The following is a 14,018-nucleotide window of genomic DNA, read 5'->3' on the forward strand; positions in this document are numbered from 1 at the left end:
TTCCCACCCCCCGCCGCACTCGAAAGAACGGAAGCCGATGAAGCTCCCCAAGGGGACACAGAGAAGCGGGCTCGTGCGACGCCGGGTTGCCACGGGCGCCACCGCGGTGGCCATGGGCGCCGCGATGATGTTCGGCAGCGGCCTGACGACCGCCGCGCACGCCGACGACTCCGCGACGGCCACCGGCATCGTCCTCGGCGTGGGCGCGAGTGAATCGCAGCGCGTGGTGTCCTGGTACACCTCGACCGGCACTCCGCAGGTGGTCCAGGTCGCGCCGACCGCCCAGGTCCGGGGCGGCCAGTTCCCCCAGAACACCGTCACCTTCCACGCCACCGTCGCCGCTAACAGCGTCAGCGGCGGCTACAACGCGCACGCCACGATCGACAGCCTGCGCAAGAACACCCAGTACTCCTACCGCGTCGGCACCCAGGGCAACTGGTCCTCGACGTACTCGTTCAAGACCCAGGAATTCAAGGGCGACTTCGACTTCCTGTTCTACGGCGACCCGCAGATCGGCTCGTCCGGCGACGAGGTGAAGGACGCGGCCGGCTGGAAGGACACCCTGGACGTGTCCCTCGCCGCCAACCCGAACGCCGAGCTGCTGGTCTCGGGCGGCGACCAGGTCCAGACCGCCAACACCGAGTCGCAGTGGAACGCCTTCCTCGGTCCGGACAAGCTGCGCCAGTACCCGTGGGCCGCCACCATCGGCAACCACGACGTCGGCGGCAAGGCGTACGACCAGCACTTCTGGACGCCGAACACCGACCGCTCCGCCGCGTACTACAAGGGCGACCCGGCGACCCAGTCGGGCGGCGACTACTGGTACACGTACAAGGGCGTGCTGTTCATCGACATCAACAGCAACGCCTACGCCAACGGTGCCGACGAGGCCCACCTCAACTACATCAGCGACGTCATCAAGAAGCACGGCCGCGACGCCAAGTACACGGCGCTCGTCTACCACCACGCGATCTACTCGCCCGCCGACCACGCGAACGACTCCGACAACAAGCAGCGCCGTCAGGACTTCCCGACCGCGTTCTCGAAGCTCGGCGTCGACCTGGTCCTCCAGGGCCACGACCACAGCTACTCCCGCAGCTACGTGATCAAGAACGGCAAGAAGGCGAACCCGGCCGAGCAGCCGGGTGCCGACGAGGTCGTCCAGGGGCCGGGCGGCGTCATCTACGTGACGGCGAACTCCGCCTCGGGTTCGAAGTACTACGACCTCACCGCTCCTGACACGACCCAGGACCCGGACTACGGCCCCGACCCGCTCAACCCCAAGAACCACTGGGCCAACTCGGTCGAGAACCAGGAGCACGTCCGCACCTACGTGAAGGTCCAGGTTCGCGGCAACAAGCTCGTCGTCGAGAACCTCCGCAGCGGCACCTGCGCCGCCCCCAACGCCGCCGTTGAGCTGGGCAAGGTGTCGTGGTGTGGCCCGAACGACGGTGCCGACGCCGCTCCGCCGGTCGGCTCCGTCGTCGACAAGGTCGTGGTCCAGCCCTACCACGGCAGGCCGGACACCGAGTCGGCCGACGCCACGGCCGCCCCGGCCGGGTCCGACTGGCTGCAGTAGCCGACTGAGGGTGGTGCGGTCCGCTCCACCTGACGGGGTGGGCACCTCCGGGTGCCCACCCCACCGCACGCTTCCTTCGCACCGCCCCCGAACCGCCCGAGGATCACCAGATGCACCACCCACCCAGACCGCGTACGACCGCAGCAGTCACCGGGGTTGGAGCCCTCACCCGAGCCGCCCGAGCCGTCCGAGCCGCGTTCGTGGTGCTGCTCGGCGCGCTCGCCGCGCTCGGTGTTCTCGGCGTTCTCGGAGCGGCGGCCGGACCCGCCGCGGCGGCGGACGGCGATGCCTCCTGGACGGTCGCCACGGCCTCCAACGACCTCGGGTCCGGCCGGCAGAACTACAGCTACACGCTCGATCCGGGCGCGCGCCTCACGGACGGCCTCGTGGTCGTCAACCACGGCACCACACCGCTCCACCTGGCCGTGTACACCGCCGACGGGTTCACCACCGACGCGGGCAAGCTCGACCTCGTCCGCAAGGACGCCAGGTCGACGCGGGTGGGGGCATGGGCCCACGCGGACCGGCCCGAGGTGACGGTACGGCCCGGCCGGTCGGCCGAGGTGCCGTTCACGCTCGCTGTCCCCGACAACGCCGGGCCCGGCGACTACATGGGCGGCATCGTCACCTCGCTGACCCGGCCCGGCCAGGCGGAGCAACGGCTCGGCATCCGCATCCGGCTGCGCGTGGGCGGAGAACTCAGGCCGAACCTGTCCGTGGAGGACCTGCGCGTGCGCTACGCGGGCACGGCCGACTCGTTCGGGAAGGGCGAGGCCACCGTCACCTACACGATCCGCAACACCGGCAACGCCATCCTCACCGCCCGCCAAGCGGTCTCCCTGTCCGGCCCCTTCGGCCGCCCGCGCGCCGACGCGGGGAAGATCGACGACTCACCCCAGTTGCTCCCGGGCGACACCTGGAAGGTCTCCGTTCCGGTACGGGACGTCGCTCCCGCCCTGAGAACGACAGGGACGGTCACCCTCACCCCGCTGCTCACCGACACATCGGGCTCGATCGCCCCGCTCACCACCACCGAGACCACGACCCACGCCTGGACCGTCCCCTGGACGCTCCTTCTTCTTCTCCTCGTCGTCCTGTGCGGGGTGGTCGTCGCCCTCAGGTGGGCGTTCCGGCGCCGACGCGAGCGCCCCGGTCCGCGTGTTGACGCCGCTTGACCCTCACGTCGCTGGAGACTCGACGTGGCCGGGATCGACCTGTGCGGCCTGTCACCCGACTCTGCGATCGCCAGCCTCGTGACTACCGCACGCCGAATTACCGCGGCGGCGGTCGCGGACGCCTCCGCAGCCCAGGGTCCGCCTTCAAAGATCATCTTGTGACGGATCATGGTGGGTGTGATACGCCGCCATGAACTCACCGACCGCGATTGGGAGTTGCTCGCTCCGCTGCCACCGCACCGTTGGGTACCGCGAGACCTGGCAGCCCGCAACATGTGTGCGAGTGGTGTACGGGCCGTCGTTCGTAGGGCCGCGGATCAGCCCGCCAGCCCCAACTCCCTGGCGATCAGCATCCGCTGTACCTCGCTCGTGCCCTCGCCGATCTCCAGGATCTTGGAGTCGCGCCACATGCGGGCGACCGGGTACTCGTTCATGAAGCCGTAGCCGCCGTGGATCTGGGTGGCGTCGCGGGCGTTGTCCACGGCGATCGTTGACGAGTAGAGCTTGGCCAGGGCGGCCTCCTTCTTGAAGGGTTCTCCGGTGATCAGGCGCGAGGCCGCGTCGCGCCAGGCCAGGCGGGACGTGTGGGCCCATGCCCAGAGGCCCTCACCAGCAAGGCCCCTTTCTCGCTGGTTGCGCGCAATCATGGGGCGCCTGTCTCAGAGCGCAATCTGCCGCAATCCGCGAGCGGCGCCGCGCAACCACCGCGCATCCTGGACGTCCAACCCACCTAGGACGCGGAGGCGACATGGCCCTCAGGTTCCTCGGCACCACCAGCGATGACGGCGACTGCCCCAGCCTGTACGAGGTCGACGGTACGGATGAGATCCTCGTGCAGGGCGAGCGAGAGACGGACCCTGGGCACCTCGTGCAGCTGCGCGACGTCAAGCCGTCTGAGACGTTCGTGCGCGTCCCGCGCGCCCTGCTCGCCCGTTACGCACCCCGTACTGAGGCGCCCGAGCTACAGCCGTTCTCTTCGATCGCCCACCTCTTCCGCGAGTTCCGGCACACCGCCTGGCGGCTGGAGACCCGCCGCGGCTACGCCTCGGATCGCAACAGCCCGAAGTGGCGACGGTGGCTCGACGGCGAGAACATCGCGGACGAGTCGTTCAATACCTGGCGCGAAAACGTCGCCGCACAGGTCGCGGCGGGGAAGAGGTTCGAACGCGTGCGCCTGGTCGACGAGCCCGCTACCGAGGGGCAACGGTTCCTCCTCGCCAGCGCGCCCGGCAACGTCGCCGCAGGCGAGGACATCCGCAACCTCCCCCGAACCCAGGCGCAGGAGCTGCGGTTGCCGGACTACGACTTCTGGCTGCTCGACTCCAAGGTCCTGGCACGGTTCGCCTTCGACGACGATGACACCACCCTCGGCGTGTACGTCACCGAGGACCCGGCCGAGGTCCTCGCCGCGTGCCAGGCCCGGGACGCCGCATGGCATCACGCGGTCCGTACCGAAGAGTTCGCCAGGCGGGTAGCTTCCATCGTGTGACCACGGACTACCAGACTGCTCGCGAGGCCCTCGGCGCGCGCCTGCGTGAGCTCCGCGTCGAGGCCGGTCTGGAAGGCAAGGACGTGGCCATCAAGTTGGGGTGGCAGCCGTCGAAGGTGTCCCGGCTGCAGAACGGGAAGCAGACCCCGACCCGTGAGGACCTGTCCGCGTGGGTGCGCGCGGCCGGACGGCCGGACCTTGAGGCCGAGGTTCACGGGCTGCTGGCCGGGATGGAGATGAAGCAGCGGCACCGGTCCTGGCGTCGTCAGTTGGCCGGCGGGCACCGCGGCCGACAGGAGATCGCGGTCCGGCAGACCGAGGCCACGAAGATGATCCGCGGCCTGGAGGTGTCGCGGATCCCGGGCCTGTTCCAGACGCCGGAGTACGCCCGGGTCATCTTCGACTCGAACGCAGAGTTCCGGGGGATCACACCGACGACGGATGCCGCGGTCGAGGCGCGGATGCGGCGGCAAGAGGCGCTGTACGACCCGGAGAAGACGTTCCGGTTCCTCGTGTGCGAGGCAGCGCTGTACCACCGCTCGTGCCCGGTGGAGGTGATGGCCGAGCAACTCGATCGCCTGTACAACCTCGTCGGCCAGCGCCGTATCGAGCTGGGCATCCTGCCCTTCGGGGCGCAACTGCGCCGCACGGCCCCGCACGCGTTCTGGATCTACGACCGGCGGCTGGTCATCGTCGAGACGATCAGCGAGGAGCTGTGGCTCACCGGAGAGGACGACCTCCAGCTGTACGAACGGGCCTGGGAGTGGCTCGCGGAATCCGCCGAGTACGGGGCACCAGCGCGCCGTCTGATCGGCCGTGCACGGGCGTCCCTGGACCTCACGTAAGCAATCGAGGCAAGCACCCCACCTTCTCGCGCAATCGCGCGCAATCGGCGTACAGGCGCGCAATCGTCCCCCGTACGGTCCCGGCTATGACTCCCTCGACGGACGGCGCCGAGTTGTACGGGGCCGGGGACGACCTGTGGAGCGCGTACAGGGCAGTCACCTTCCCATAGACCCCGGTTCCGGTGCCCGCCGTGCCGAAGCCGGGGACGGGCGGCCGTCTCTGCACACCGTCGGGGACGGCCGCCGCACGATCTCCCGCCCGCCCTCGTACCCCGTGAGCTCTGCGGGCGGGCGGGATGCACCACGCACATCCGAAGCACTACCGACTCAAGGAGGCAGGGCACGTGACCACGATGCAGGAACGCCCAGCGAGCGACGCGCGCAGGCTGCTCGGCGCCGAGATGAGGGAAACCCTCGTATCCAACATGACCGACAAGTTCCCCCAGTTGACAGAGGAGAAGGCGGACCGAGGTGTCGGGCAGATGCTTGCCTTCCTCGCCGCCTGTGACTACGCTGGCCGACCGCTCAGCCCCTCCCCTTTCGTAGACGACTTCTGGCACGCCTTCCTGCTCCACACCAAGGCGTACCAGGAGTTCTGTGAGCAGACGTTCAGCAGGTTCCTGCACCACCAGCCCGGATTCCTCGACAAGGAGGAGCACGGCGGAGGTAAGGCGCTGCGCGCCCGGACCGTCGACGCGATCACCCTCGCTGGGTACGAGATCGACATGGAGTTCTGGCCCGAGCCGGACCTCGCGGACTGCTCGCAGTGCCACGCGAACTGCTCGGACAGCCCGAACCACCCGTAACGGTCGCCTCTGTCGGCTCTCGGTCTGCGCCACGCTGGGGCCAGGCCGGGGGCCTTCCCGTTTCGCTCGACCCGACGCAGGAGACCGCGGTGGACCGCATCGAATGGCACGACCTTCCGGCCACGACCCGGGCCGCCGTCGAGGGGCACACCGGGCCGGTCGCGACGGCCGAGACCGCGCCGCACGGCGTCATGTCCCGGCTCGCCTGCACCGTCCATACGCCGTCGGGTCGAGCGTTCGTCAAGGGCACCCGGTACAACGACCCACAGGCATGGGTGTACCGCCACGAGGCGAAGGTCACGCAGGCAGCCCCGCGCGCGGCCCGCGTGCTGTGGGAGGTCGACGCAGGCGGCTGGCTGCTCTGGGGGTACGAGTACGTTGACGGCCGGCACCCGGATCTGAGTCCAGGCTCTGCCGACATCCCCCCACTCGTACGTACCCTCACCGTGTTGTCCGGGGCATCGTGGCCTGAGGCGCTGAACAAGAAGCCGCTGCACACACGCTGGGCCGGCTTCCTGCCCGAGGACGTGCCGGCGGGGTTGCAAGGGCGAGGGCTCGCCCATACGGATATGTCCCCGCACAACATGTTGGTGACCCTCGACGGCGACCTTTTGCTGCTGGACTGGGCCCTTTCCTGCCCCGCCCCTGCGTGGGCAGATGCGGCGCTGACAATTCCCCGACTCATCGCCGCCGGCCACACACCGCAACAGGCGGAGATGATCGCCCGGCAGGTTCCCTCATACCGTGCAGCCGACCCTGCCACCGTCACGACATTCGCGTGCACCGTCTACGCCGCGTGGGAAAACTGGGAGCGCACACGCCCAATGCCCCACAGGGCTGCCCTCACCGCCGCCGCCCGGGAATGGATGACGCATCGCGACGACGGCCTCATGCAGCTTGGCGGGAAACTTCTTTCGGGTGGCCATCCAGAGCTGCGTTGAGCGGGCGTACGGTACGGGCCCTCGCGCGAGGTACTTGGCGGAGCCGTACGCACTGCCGCCCCAGGGCCCCGGCGTTCGGTGAGGAGGCCCGGGTTCGTGGCGATCATGTGAGTCCGTAGAGGGTGAGGACACGGTGTCGGTTGGCGTGAGCGCGTCTGGCAGAGGCGATGTTGACGTAGCCGGCAAGGATGAGCGCGCCGCGGATCAGGTCCCGCGGGGCGGCCAGACGACGGCAGGGTGTTGCGGCTGCGGACTTGGCTGGCATCTTTGCCGAAGACAACATCACGTATCCAGCGGACGGTGTTCTCCACGGTCCACTGCCCGCGAGCCCAGGAGGCGATCTCGGCCGCGGTGGCCTGTTCGGCGGGCAGGTCGCTGATCGCGTACACGGTCTTGGTGGTCACCGTTTCACGCCCGCCGCACGGCGCCTGTGATGCCGTCGCCGTGCCGGACGTCCGCATGCCGTAGGACCTTCGCGCTGAGAGCGTGGAGGAACGCGTTCCAAGAGGTGGGAGCGAACACAAGTGAAGGACTAGATATGGCCTTCGAATCGCGGACGTTGATCTCCCGCTCTGTCAGGCGGGCTTCCACGCACTCCCCGTTCTGGCCGCTGTAGCTGCTTCTGAACCACTCGGTTCGGTGCGACGGCATGCGCTGTTCGTCCTTAGGTATCGGTCAGCTCCTCGGCAATCCGGACGATCCGTGCCTCGGACTCCAGAGCGCTGAGGGCTGAGGCTCTGAGGTGGTCGAAGGCGCTGCTCAGCCGAACAGTGTCTTCCCGGGACTCCAGGTAGGCGTGGCTCGCGAAGTTCTCCAGCAGGACCACCTGCCGATCGGTCGTGAGATCGGCGTGCGGATTGCCAGCTATGACGGACGGTTGCGGGTGGAGGTCGCCGACGCGAACAGAGATCGGCCTGCACCCAGGGAAGCGCAGGCCGATGAGGAACGCGGGCGTGGTCTTGCCCTCGTCGGTGCCTTGGCGGAGAAGTGGGGGTGTTGTCCGCGGCGGAATGGGATCGGTAAGGCGGTGTGGGCTGAGCTGTTCCTGCGACCGGGCCGCGGATCAGCCCGCCAGCCCCAACTCCCTGGCGATCAGCATCCGCTGTACCTCGCTCGTGCCCTCGCCGATCTCCAGGATCTTGGAGTCGCGCCACATGCGGGCGACCGGGTACTCGTTCATGAAGCCGTAGCCGCCGTGGATCTGGGTGGCGTCGCGGGCGTTGTCCACGGCGATCGTCGACGAGTAGAGCTTGGCCAGGGCGGCCTCCTTCTTGAAGGGTTCCCCGGTGATCAGGCGCGAGGCCGCGTCGCGCCAGGCCAGGCGGGACGTGTGGGCCTTCATCTCCATGTCGGCGATCTTGAACTGGATGGCCTGGTAGGAGCCGATGGCGTGACCGAAGGCCTGACGCTCCTTCGCGTACTTCACCGACTCGTCCACGCAGCCCTGCGCCAGGCCTGTCGCGAGGGCCGAGATCGCGATGCGGCCCTCGTCGAGGATGCGCAGGAACTGGGCGTAGCCCCGGCCGAGTTCGCCGAGCAGGTTCTCCGCCGGGACACGTACCTCCGCGAAGGACAGCTCGCGGGTGTCCGAGGCGTTCCAGCCGACCTTCGAGTACGGTGCCGCGACCGTGAAGCCCGGTGTGCCGGACGGGACGATGATCGAGGAGATCAGGGGCCTGCCGTCCGGCTTGCGGCCCGTCACCGCCGTGACCGTGACCAGGCCCGTGATGTCCGTGCCCGAGTTGGTGATGAAGCACTTCGTGCCGTTGATCACCCATTCGTTCGTCGACTCGTCCAGGCGGGCCGTGGTGCGGGTGGCGCCCGCGTCGGAGCCGCCGTCGGGTTCGGTGAGGCCGAAGGCGCCCATTATCTTGCCCGAGCAGAGGCGGGGGAGCCACTGCTGTTTCTGGGCCTCGGTGCCGAAGAGGTGGATGGGCATCGCGCCCAGGGACACGCCCGCTTCCAGTGTGATCGCCACCGACGAGTCCACCCGGGCCAGTTCCTCCAGCGCGAGGCCCAGCGCCAGGTAGTCGCCGCCCATGCCGCCGTACTCCTCCGGGAACGGCAGCCCGAAGAGCCCCATGCGGCCCATCTCGCGCACGATCTCGTAAGGGAACTCATGGCGCTCGTAGAAGTCGCCGATCTTGGGGGCGACGACGTCGTGCGCGAACTCCTCGACCGTGCGGCGGAGTTCTTCCAGTTCCGGGGAGAGCTTGTGGTCCATCGGTCGTCACCGCTCCTTGTGGGAGTCTTCGGAGTTTTCGGAGGTTTTGGAGCCGTCGGAGTCCTTGTGGGTGAGGGCTCGTACGGTGCGGGAAGGGCTGGGTCGGCCCAACTGGTCGGCCATCCAGGCGCTGGTGGCGGTGAGACGGCCGAGGTCGACGCCCGTGTCGATGCCGAGGCCCCGCAGCATCCACACGAGGTCCTCGGTGGCGAGGTTGCCGGTGGCGGACTTCGCGTACGGGCAGCCGCCGAGGCCGCCCGCGGACGCGTCGATGGTGGTCACGCCGTGCTGGAGCGCCGCCAGGGTGTTGGCGAGCGCCTGGCCGTACGTGTCGTGGAAGTGCACGCCGATCGCCGAGGTCGGCACGCCCTCCTCGTTCAGCTCGGACAGCAGGTCCAGGACATGGCCCGGTGTGGCCACGCCGATCGTGTCGCCGAGGCTCAGCTCGTCGCAGCCCAGGTCCATCAGGGCCTTCGACACCCGCACGACCTGATGGACGGGGACCGGGCCCTCCCAGGGGTCGCCGAAGCACATCGACAGATAGCCGCGCACCTGCATCCGCTCGTCCTTCGCGCGCCGCACCACCGGTTCGAACATGGCCAGCGCCTCGTCCACCGTCCGGTTCAGGTTGGCCTTCGCGAAGGACTCCGTGGCGCTGGCGAAGACCGCCACCCGCTTCGCGCCGAGCGCCAGGGCACGGTCCAGGCCGCGCTGGTTCGGTACGAGGACAGGGAGGGCCACCGGGAGGTCGCTCACGAGCGGGAACAGCTGCTCGGCGTCCGCCAGTTGGGGCACCCACTTCGGGTGGACGAAGCTGGTGGCCTCGATGGTGGTCAGGCCCGCGTCGGCCAGCCGGCGGATGAACTCCGCCTTGACCGGTGTCGGCACGGTCGCCTTCTCGTTCTGCAGGCCGTCCCGCGCGCCGACCTCGTGGATCGTGACGCGGGCGGGCAGATCCGTGGCCGGTACGGCCATGGGGAGTCCCAGTCCCTCGGCGGTCATTCCGTCACCTCCTCGTGCGGCTCGATCACGGCCAGCACCTGGTCCATGGCGACCGTCGTGCCCGGCGAGACGTCCAGTTCGGCGACGGTGCCGGCGTGGGGCGCGGAGATGACGTGCTCCATCTTCATCGCCTCGACGACCAGCAGGCTCTGACCTGCGGTCACCTCGTCGCCCACGGCCACCTTCACGACGGTCACCGTGCCGGGCATGGGGGCGGTGAGCGAGTCGACGCCGCCCGCGTGGGCCCCGGTGAGCGAGGCGGCCACCGGGTCGTGGTCCCGTACGTGCCACGCGTCGCCGTCGCGGCCCAGCCAGTCGGCGGCGCGGTGGAAGGTGTGGCGGACGCCGTCGAGGGTCACGGACACCTGGTCGTCGGTGACGGTGTGGGTGCCGCGCGGGGTGTACGCCACGGGGTTGCCGAGGGCCCGCAGGTGGAACGTCACGGGCCGGGGATCGCCGCCGAGGCGCCAGCCGCTCGGCACGGAGAAGGGGTCCGTCCAGCCCTCGCCGCGGGGCTTCAGCGCGTCCAGCCGGACGGCCGCCGCCGCCTCGTACACCTCCACGGGCACCTCACCCGGGACGAGCCCCTCGACCTCCCGCTCCACGAGGCCGGTGTCCAGCTCGCCCGCGACCACCGCCGGATGGGCCAGCAGCCGGCGCAGGAACCCGGCGTTGGTCTGCACGCCCAGGGTGACCGTGTCCGCGAGGGCGGCGCGCAGCTTCCGCAGGGCGGTCGCGCGGTCGGGGCCGTGGGCGATGACCTTGGCGAGCATCGGGTCGTACAGGCTGCCGACCTCGGTGCCCTCGGAGAGCCCCGAGTCGGTGCGGACACCGTCACCCTGGGGCTCGTGCAACGACAGCACCGTCCCGCCCGACGGCAGGAACCCGCGCGCGGGGTCCTCCGCGCACAGGCGGGCCTCGATCGCGTGCCCGGTGAGCGTGATGTCGTCCTGGGCGAAGGGGAGCTTCTCGCCCGCCGCCACCCGCAACTGCCACTCCACCAGGTCCAGGCCGGTCACGAGCTCGGTCACCGGGTGCTCGACCTGGAGGCGGGTGTTCATCTCCATGAAGTAGTACGACGAGGGGTCCCCGCCCGGCACGATGAACTCCACCGTGCCCGCGCCCCGGTAGCCGCAAGAGCGGGCCGCCTGGACCGCCGCCTCGCCCATGGCCGCGCGGGTCGCGGAGTCGAGGAGCACGCTGGGCGCCTCCTCGATGATCTTCTGGTGACGGCGCTGGAGGGAGCACTCGCGCTCGCCCAGGTGCAGCACGTTGCCGTGGCCGTCGGCCAGGACCTGGATCTCGATGTGCCGGGGACGGTCGATCCAGCGCTCGACGAGGAGGGTGTCGTCGCCGAAGGAGGCGCGGGCCTCACGGCGGGCGGCGGCGATCTCGTCGGCCAGTACGGCGGCGTCGCGGACCAGACGCATGCCCTTGCCGCCTCCGCCCGCGCTCGGCTTCAGCAGCACCGGCATGCCGATCTCCCGGGCGGCGTCCGCCAGTTCCGCGTCCGTGAGTCCGCTGCCGCTCGACCCGGGGACGACCGGCACCCCGGCCGCCCGCACCGTCTCCTTGGCGCGGATCTTGTCGCCCATGAGGGAGATCGCCTCCGAGGGCGGCCCGATGAACACCAGCCCGGTCTCGGCGCACGCGCGCGCGAAGTCCGCGTTCTCCGCGAGGAAGCCGTACCCGGGGTGGATCGCGTGGGCGCCCGTCGCCGCTGCCGCCTCCAGCAGCCGCGCCGCGGACAGATAGCTCTCGGCGGCCGGCGCCGGGCCGATCCGTACCGCCGTGTCGGCCTCCCGTACGTGCCGGGCGTCCGCGTCGGCGTCGGAGAAGACGGCCACCGAGCGCACACCGAGCGCGCGCAGGGTGCGGATGACGCGTACGGCGATCTCGCCGCGGTTGGCCACGAGGACCGTCTCGAACATCGTCTGAGGCATCTCTGGCATCTGTGGCGTCTCTGGCGTCTGTGGCGTCTGTGGCATCTCTGAAGTCCCCCTCACATCCGGAAGACGCCGAACCGGGGCTCACCCAGGGGCGCGTTGGCGCACGCCGTCAGGGCCAGGCCCAGCACCTGCCGGGTCTCCATCGGGTCGATCACGCCGTCGTCCCACAGGCGGGCCGTCGCGTAGTAGGCGTTCCCCTGGCGCTCGTACTGGTCGCGGATCGGGGCCTTGAAGGCCTCCTCGTCCGCCGTCGGCCAGTCCTCTCCGCGCGCCTCCAACTGGTCGCGCTTGACGGTGGCGAGGACCGAGGCCGCCTGCTCGCCGCCCATGACCGAGATCTTGGCGCCCGGCCACATCCACAGGAACCGCGGTGAATACGCCCGGCCGCACATCGAGTAGTTGCCCGCGCCGTACGAGCCGCCGATGACCACCGTGAGCTTCGGTACGCGCGTGCAGGCCACCGCCGTCACCATCTTGGCGCCGTGCTTGGCGATGCCGCCGGCCTCGTAGTCCCGTCCGACCATGAACCCGGAGATGTTCTGGAGGAACACCAGCGGGATGCCGCGCTGGTCGCACAGCTCGATGAAGTGGGCGCCCTTCTGGGCCGACTCGGAGAAAAGGATGCCGTTGTTGGCGACGATCCCGACCGGGTGACCGTGGATGTGGGCGAAGCCGGTGACCAGGGTCTGCCCGAACTCGGACTTGAACTCGGCGAACCGCGAGCCGTCCACCACGCGCGCGATGACCTCGCGTACGTCGTACGGGGTGCGGGAGTCGACCGGGACCGCGCCGTAGAGCCCGTACGGGTCCGCCTTCGGCTCGACGGCCGGCTCGACCGACCAGGGCAGGGGCCCGCGCGCGGGGAGGGTGGAGACGATCGTGCGCACGATGCGCAGCGCGTGCGCGTCGTCCTCCGCGAGGTGGTCCGTGACACCCGACACGCGCGCGTGGACCTCGCCGCCGCCCAGCTCCTCGGCGGTCACGACCTCACCGGTCGCGGCCTTCACCAGGGGCGGCCCGCCGAGGAAGATCGTGCCCTGACCGCGCACGATCACGGCCTCGTCGCTCATCGCGGGCACATACGCGCCGCCCGCCGTGCAGGAACCGAGGACGGCGGCGATCTGCGGAATCCCGGCGCCCGACATACGGGCCTGGTTGTAGAAGATCCTCCCGAAGTGCTCGCGGTCCGGGAAGACCTCGTCCTGCATGGGGAGGAAGGCGCCGCCGGAGTCGACGAGGTAGAGGCAGGGGAGCCGGTTCTCCAGCGCCACCTCCTGCGCGCGCAGGTGCTTCTTCACCGTCATCGGGTAGTACGTGCCGCCCTTGACGGTGGCGTCATTGGCGACGATCACGCACTCACGCCCGCTGACGCGCCCGATTCCGGCGATGACTCCGGCGGCCGGGGCCTGCCCGTCGTACATCCCGTCGGCCGCCAGCGGGGCCAGCTCCAGGAAGGGCGAGCCGGGGTCGAGGAGCGTGTCGACGCGGTCGCGGGGCAGCAGCTTTCCGCGCGCGGTGTGGCGGGCGCGTGCCTTCTCCCCGCCGCCGAGCCGGGCGGCCGACAGCTTGGCGCGCAGCTCCTCGCCCAACGCGCGGTGCGCCGCCTCGTTGGCCCGCCAGGCCTCCGACGCGGGGTCTGCCGCGCTCGTCAGCTCCGGTGCCTGGTCCATCCCGCGGTCCCCTCGCCCAGTGGTTGACTGTTAATGAGCGTTAACGCATTTCCTTCAGGTTAACGACCGCTAACCTCCCTGTCTAGAATCGTTCCCATGGCCACGAGAACCGACGCCCCCACCCGCCGCGAGCAGATCCTCAAGGAGGCCGCCCGGCTCTTCGCCGAACGCGGGTTCCACGGCGTCGGCGTCGACGAGATAGGGGCCGCCGTCGGGATCAGCGGCCCCGGTCTCTACCGGCACTTCCCGGGCAAGGACGCGATGCTCGCGGAGCTTCTGGTGGGCATCAGCGGGCAGTTGCTGACCGGGGGGAAGCGGCGGGTGGCGGAGGCGGCGGG

13 protein-coding genes and 2 pseudogenes are annotated in these 14,018 nt (G+C 70.0%); 7 read left to right on the forward strand and 8 right to left on the reverse strand.

Going from position 1 to position 14,018, the window contains the following annotated elements:
• Positions 1–37: 37 nt before the first annotated feature.
• Both FPZ41_RS24080 and FPZ41_RS24085 read left to right on the forward strand, forming a co-directional pair.
• On the forward strand, positions 38–1,579 hold the full coding sequence (locus FPZ41_RS24080) for a fibronectin type III domain-containing protein (protein ID WP_152865811.1): 1,542 nt from the start codon (positions 38–40) through the stop codon (positions 1,577–1,579).
• A 110-nt stretch (positions 1,580–1,689) separates the two neighbouring features.
• Positions 1,690–2,754, forward strand: coding sequence for a WxL protein peptidoglycan domain-containing protein (locus FPZ41_RS24085; protein WP_152865812.1), 1,065 nt, complete (start codon positions 1,690–1,692; stop codon positions 2,752–2,754).
• A gap of 317 nt (positions 2,755–3,071) precedes the next feature.
• Here FPZ41_RS24085 and FPZ41_RS24090 read toward each other — a convergent pair.
• Positions 3,072–3,344: pseudogene (locus tag FPZ41_RS24090) on the reverse strand (acyl-CoA dehydrogenase family protein); the annotation flags it as partial.
• 158 nt (positions 3,345–3,502) lie between these two features.
• On the opposite strand from FPZ41_RS24090, the gene FPZ41_RS24095 reads away from it, so the two are divergent.
• The 4 genes from FPZ41_RS24095 (at position 3,503) to FPZ41_RS24110 (ending at position 6,835) form a co-directional block, all read left to right on the forward strand.
• Positions 3,503–4,243 (forward strand): DUF6879 family protein, encoded by a 741-nt coding sequence (locus tag FPZ41_RS24095; protein ID WP_152865813.1) that lies wholly within the window; start codon positions 3,503–3,505, stop codon positions 4,241–4,243.
• Positions 4,240–5,088: a helix-turn-helix domain-containing protein gene (locus tag FPZ41_RS24100; RefSeq protein ID WP_322620647.1), complete on the forward strand. Its 849-nt coding sequence runs from the start codon at positions 4,240–4,242 to the stop codon at positions 5,086–5,088. Before FPZ41_RS24095 ends, FPZ41_RS24100 begins: the two co-directional genes overlap by 4 nt.
• Before the next feature lie 344 nt (positions 5,089–5,432).
• Complete coding sequence (locus tag FPZ41_RS24105; protein ID WP_152865815.1) at positions 5,433–5,894, forward strand: glycine-rich domain-containing protein; 462 nt, start codon at positions 5,433–5,435, stop codon at positions 5,892–5,894.
• Positions 5,895–5,983: 89 nt separating this feature from the next.
• On the forward strand, positions 5,984–6,835 hold the full coding sequence (locus tag FPZ41_RS24110) for a phosphotransferase (protein WP_152865816.1): 852 nt from the start codon (positions 5,984–5,986) through the stop codon (positions 6,833–6,835).
• A 103-nt stretch (positions 6,836–6,938) separates the two neighbouring features.
• Here FPZ41_RS24110 and FPZ41_RS24115 read toward each other — a convergent pair.
• The 7 genes and pseudogenes from FPZ41_RS24115 to FPZ41_RS24145 all read right to left on the reverse strand — a co-directional run.
• Positions 6,939–7,277 (reverse strand): annotated as a pseudogene (locus FPZ41_RS24115) (transposase); the annotation flags it as partial.
• Complete coding sequence (locus FPZ41_RS24120) at positions 7,244–7,486, reverse strand: DUF397 domain-containing protein (protein ID WP_152865817.1); 243 nt, start codon at positions 7,484–7,486, stop codon at positions 7,244–7,246. The pseudogene FPZ41_RS24115 and the gene FPZ41_RS24120, both read right to left, overlap by 34 nt.
• Positions 7,487–7,499: 13 nt before the next feature.
• A complete protein-coding gene (locus tag FPZ41_RS50325) occupies positions 7,500–7,847 on the reverse strand; it encodes a Scr1 family TA system antitoxin-like transcriptional regulator (RefSeq protein WP_407698809.1) in 348 nt (115 codons plus the stop codon).
• A gap of 51 nt (positions 7,848–7,898) precedes the next feature.
• On the reverse strand, positions 7,899–9,059 hold the full coding sequence (locus tag FPZ41_RS24130) for an acyl-CoA dehydrogenase family protein (protein WP_152865818.1): 1,161 nt from the start codon (positions 9,057–9,059) through the stop codon (positions 7,899–7,901).
• Positions 9,060–9,065: 6 nt separating this feature from the next.
• Complete coding sequence (locus FPZ41_RS24135; RefSeq protein ID WP_152865819.1) at positions 9,066–10,061, reverse strand: hydroxymethylglutaryl-CoA lyase; 996 nt, start codon at positions 10,059–10,061, stop codon at positions 9,066–9,068.
• Positions 10,058–11,992, reverse strand: coding sequence for an acetyl/propionyl/methylcrotonyl-CoA carboxylase subunit alpha (locus FPZ41_RS24140; protein ID WP_152865823.1), 1,935 nt, complete (start codon positions 11,990–11,992; stop codon positions 10,058–10,060). The genes FPZ41_RS24135 and FPZ41_RS24140 overlap by 4 nt, the downstream gene beginning before the upstream one ends.
• A gap of 71 nt (positions 11,993–12,063) precedes the next feature.
• A complete protein-coding gene (locus FPZ41_RS24145; RefSeq protein WP_152865820.1) occupies positions 12,064–13,680 on the reverse strand; it encodes a carboxyl transferase domain-containing protein in 1,617 nt (538 codons plus the stop codon).
• Between the two features lie 96 nt (positions 13,681–13,776).
• Between FPZ41_RS24145 and FPZ41_RS24150 the strand changes: the two genes are divergently transcribed.
• The coding region (locus FPZ41_RS24150; protein ID WP_152865821.1) for a helix-turn-helix domain-containing protein at positions 13,777–14,018 on the forward strand (242 nt) is incomplete at its 3' end.

The organism is Streptomyces acidicola, from assembly GCF_009377235.1.
In the GTDB taxonomy this organism is placed as follows: Bacteria; Actinomycetota; Actinomycetes; order Streptomycetales; family Streptomycetaceae; genus Streptomyces; species Streptomyces acidicola.

Bases quoted from the DNA above. Each gene is read 5' to 3' on its own strand.
- FPZ41_RS24080 (WP_152865811.1), top strand. From the start codon at position 38: ATGAAGCTCCCCAAGGGGACACAGAGAAGCGGGCTCGTGCGACGCCGG.
- FPZ41_RS24085 (WP_152865812.1), top strand. From the start codon at position 1,690: ATGCACCACCCACCCAGACCGCGTACGACCGCAGCAGTCACCGGGGTT.
- FPZ41_RS24095 (WP_152865813.1), top strand. From the start codon at position 3,503: ATGGCCCTCAGGTTCCTCGGCACCACCAGCGATGACGGCGACTGCCCC.
- FPZ41_RS24120 (WP_152865817.1), bottom strand. From the start codon at position 7,486: ATGCCGTCGCACCGAACCGAGTGGTTCAGAAGCAGCTACAGCGGCCAG.
- FPZ41_RS24130 (WP_152865818.1), bottom strand. From the start codon at position 9,059: ATGGACCACAAGCTCTCCCCGGAACTGGAAGAACTCCGCCGCACGGTC.
- FPZ41_RS24135 (WP_152865819.1), bottom strand. From the start codon at position 10,061: ATGACCGCCGAGGGACTGGGACTCCCCATGGCCGTACCGGCCACGGAT.
- FPZ41_RS24140 (WP_152865823.1), bottom strand. From the start codon at position 11,992: ATGTTCGAGACGGTCCTCGTGGCCAACCGCGGCGAGATCGCCGTACGC.
- FPZ41_RS24145 (WP_152865820.1), bottom strand. From the start codon at position 13,680: ATGGACCAGGCACCGGAGCTGACGAGCGCGGCAGACCCCGCGTCGGAG.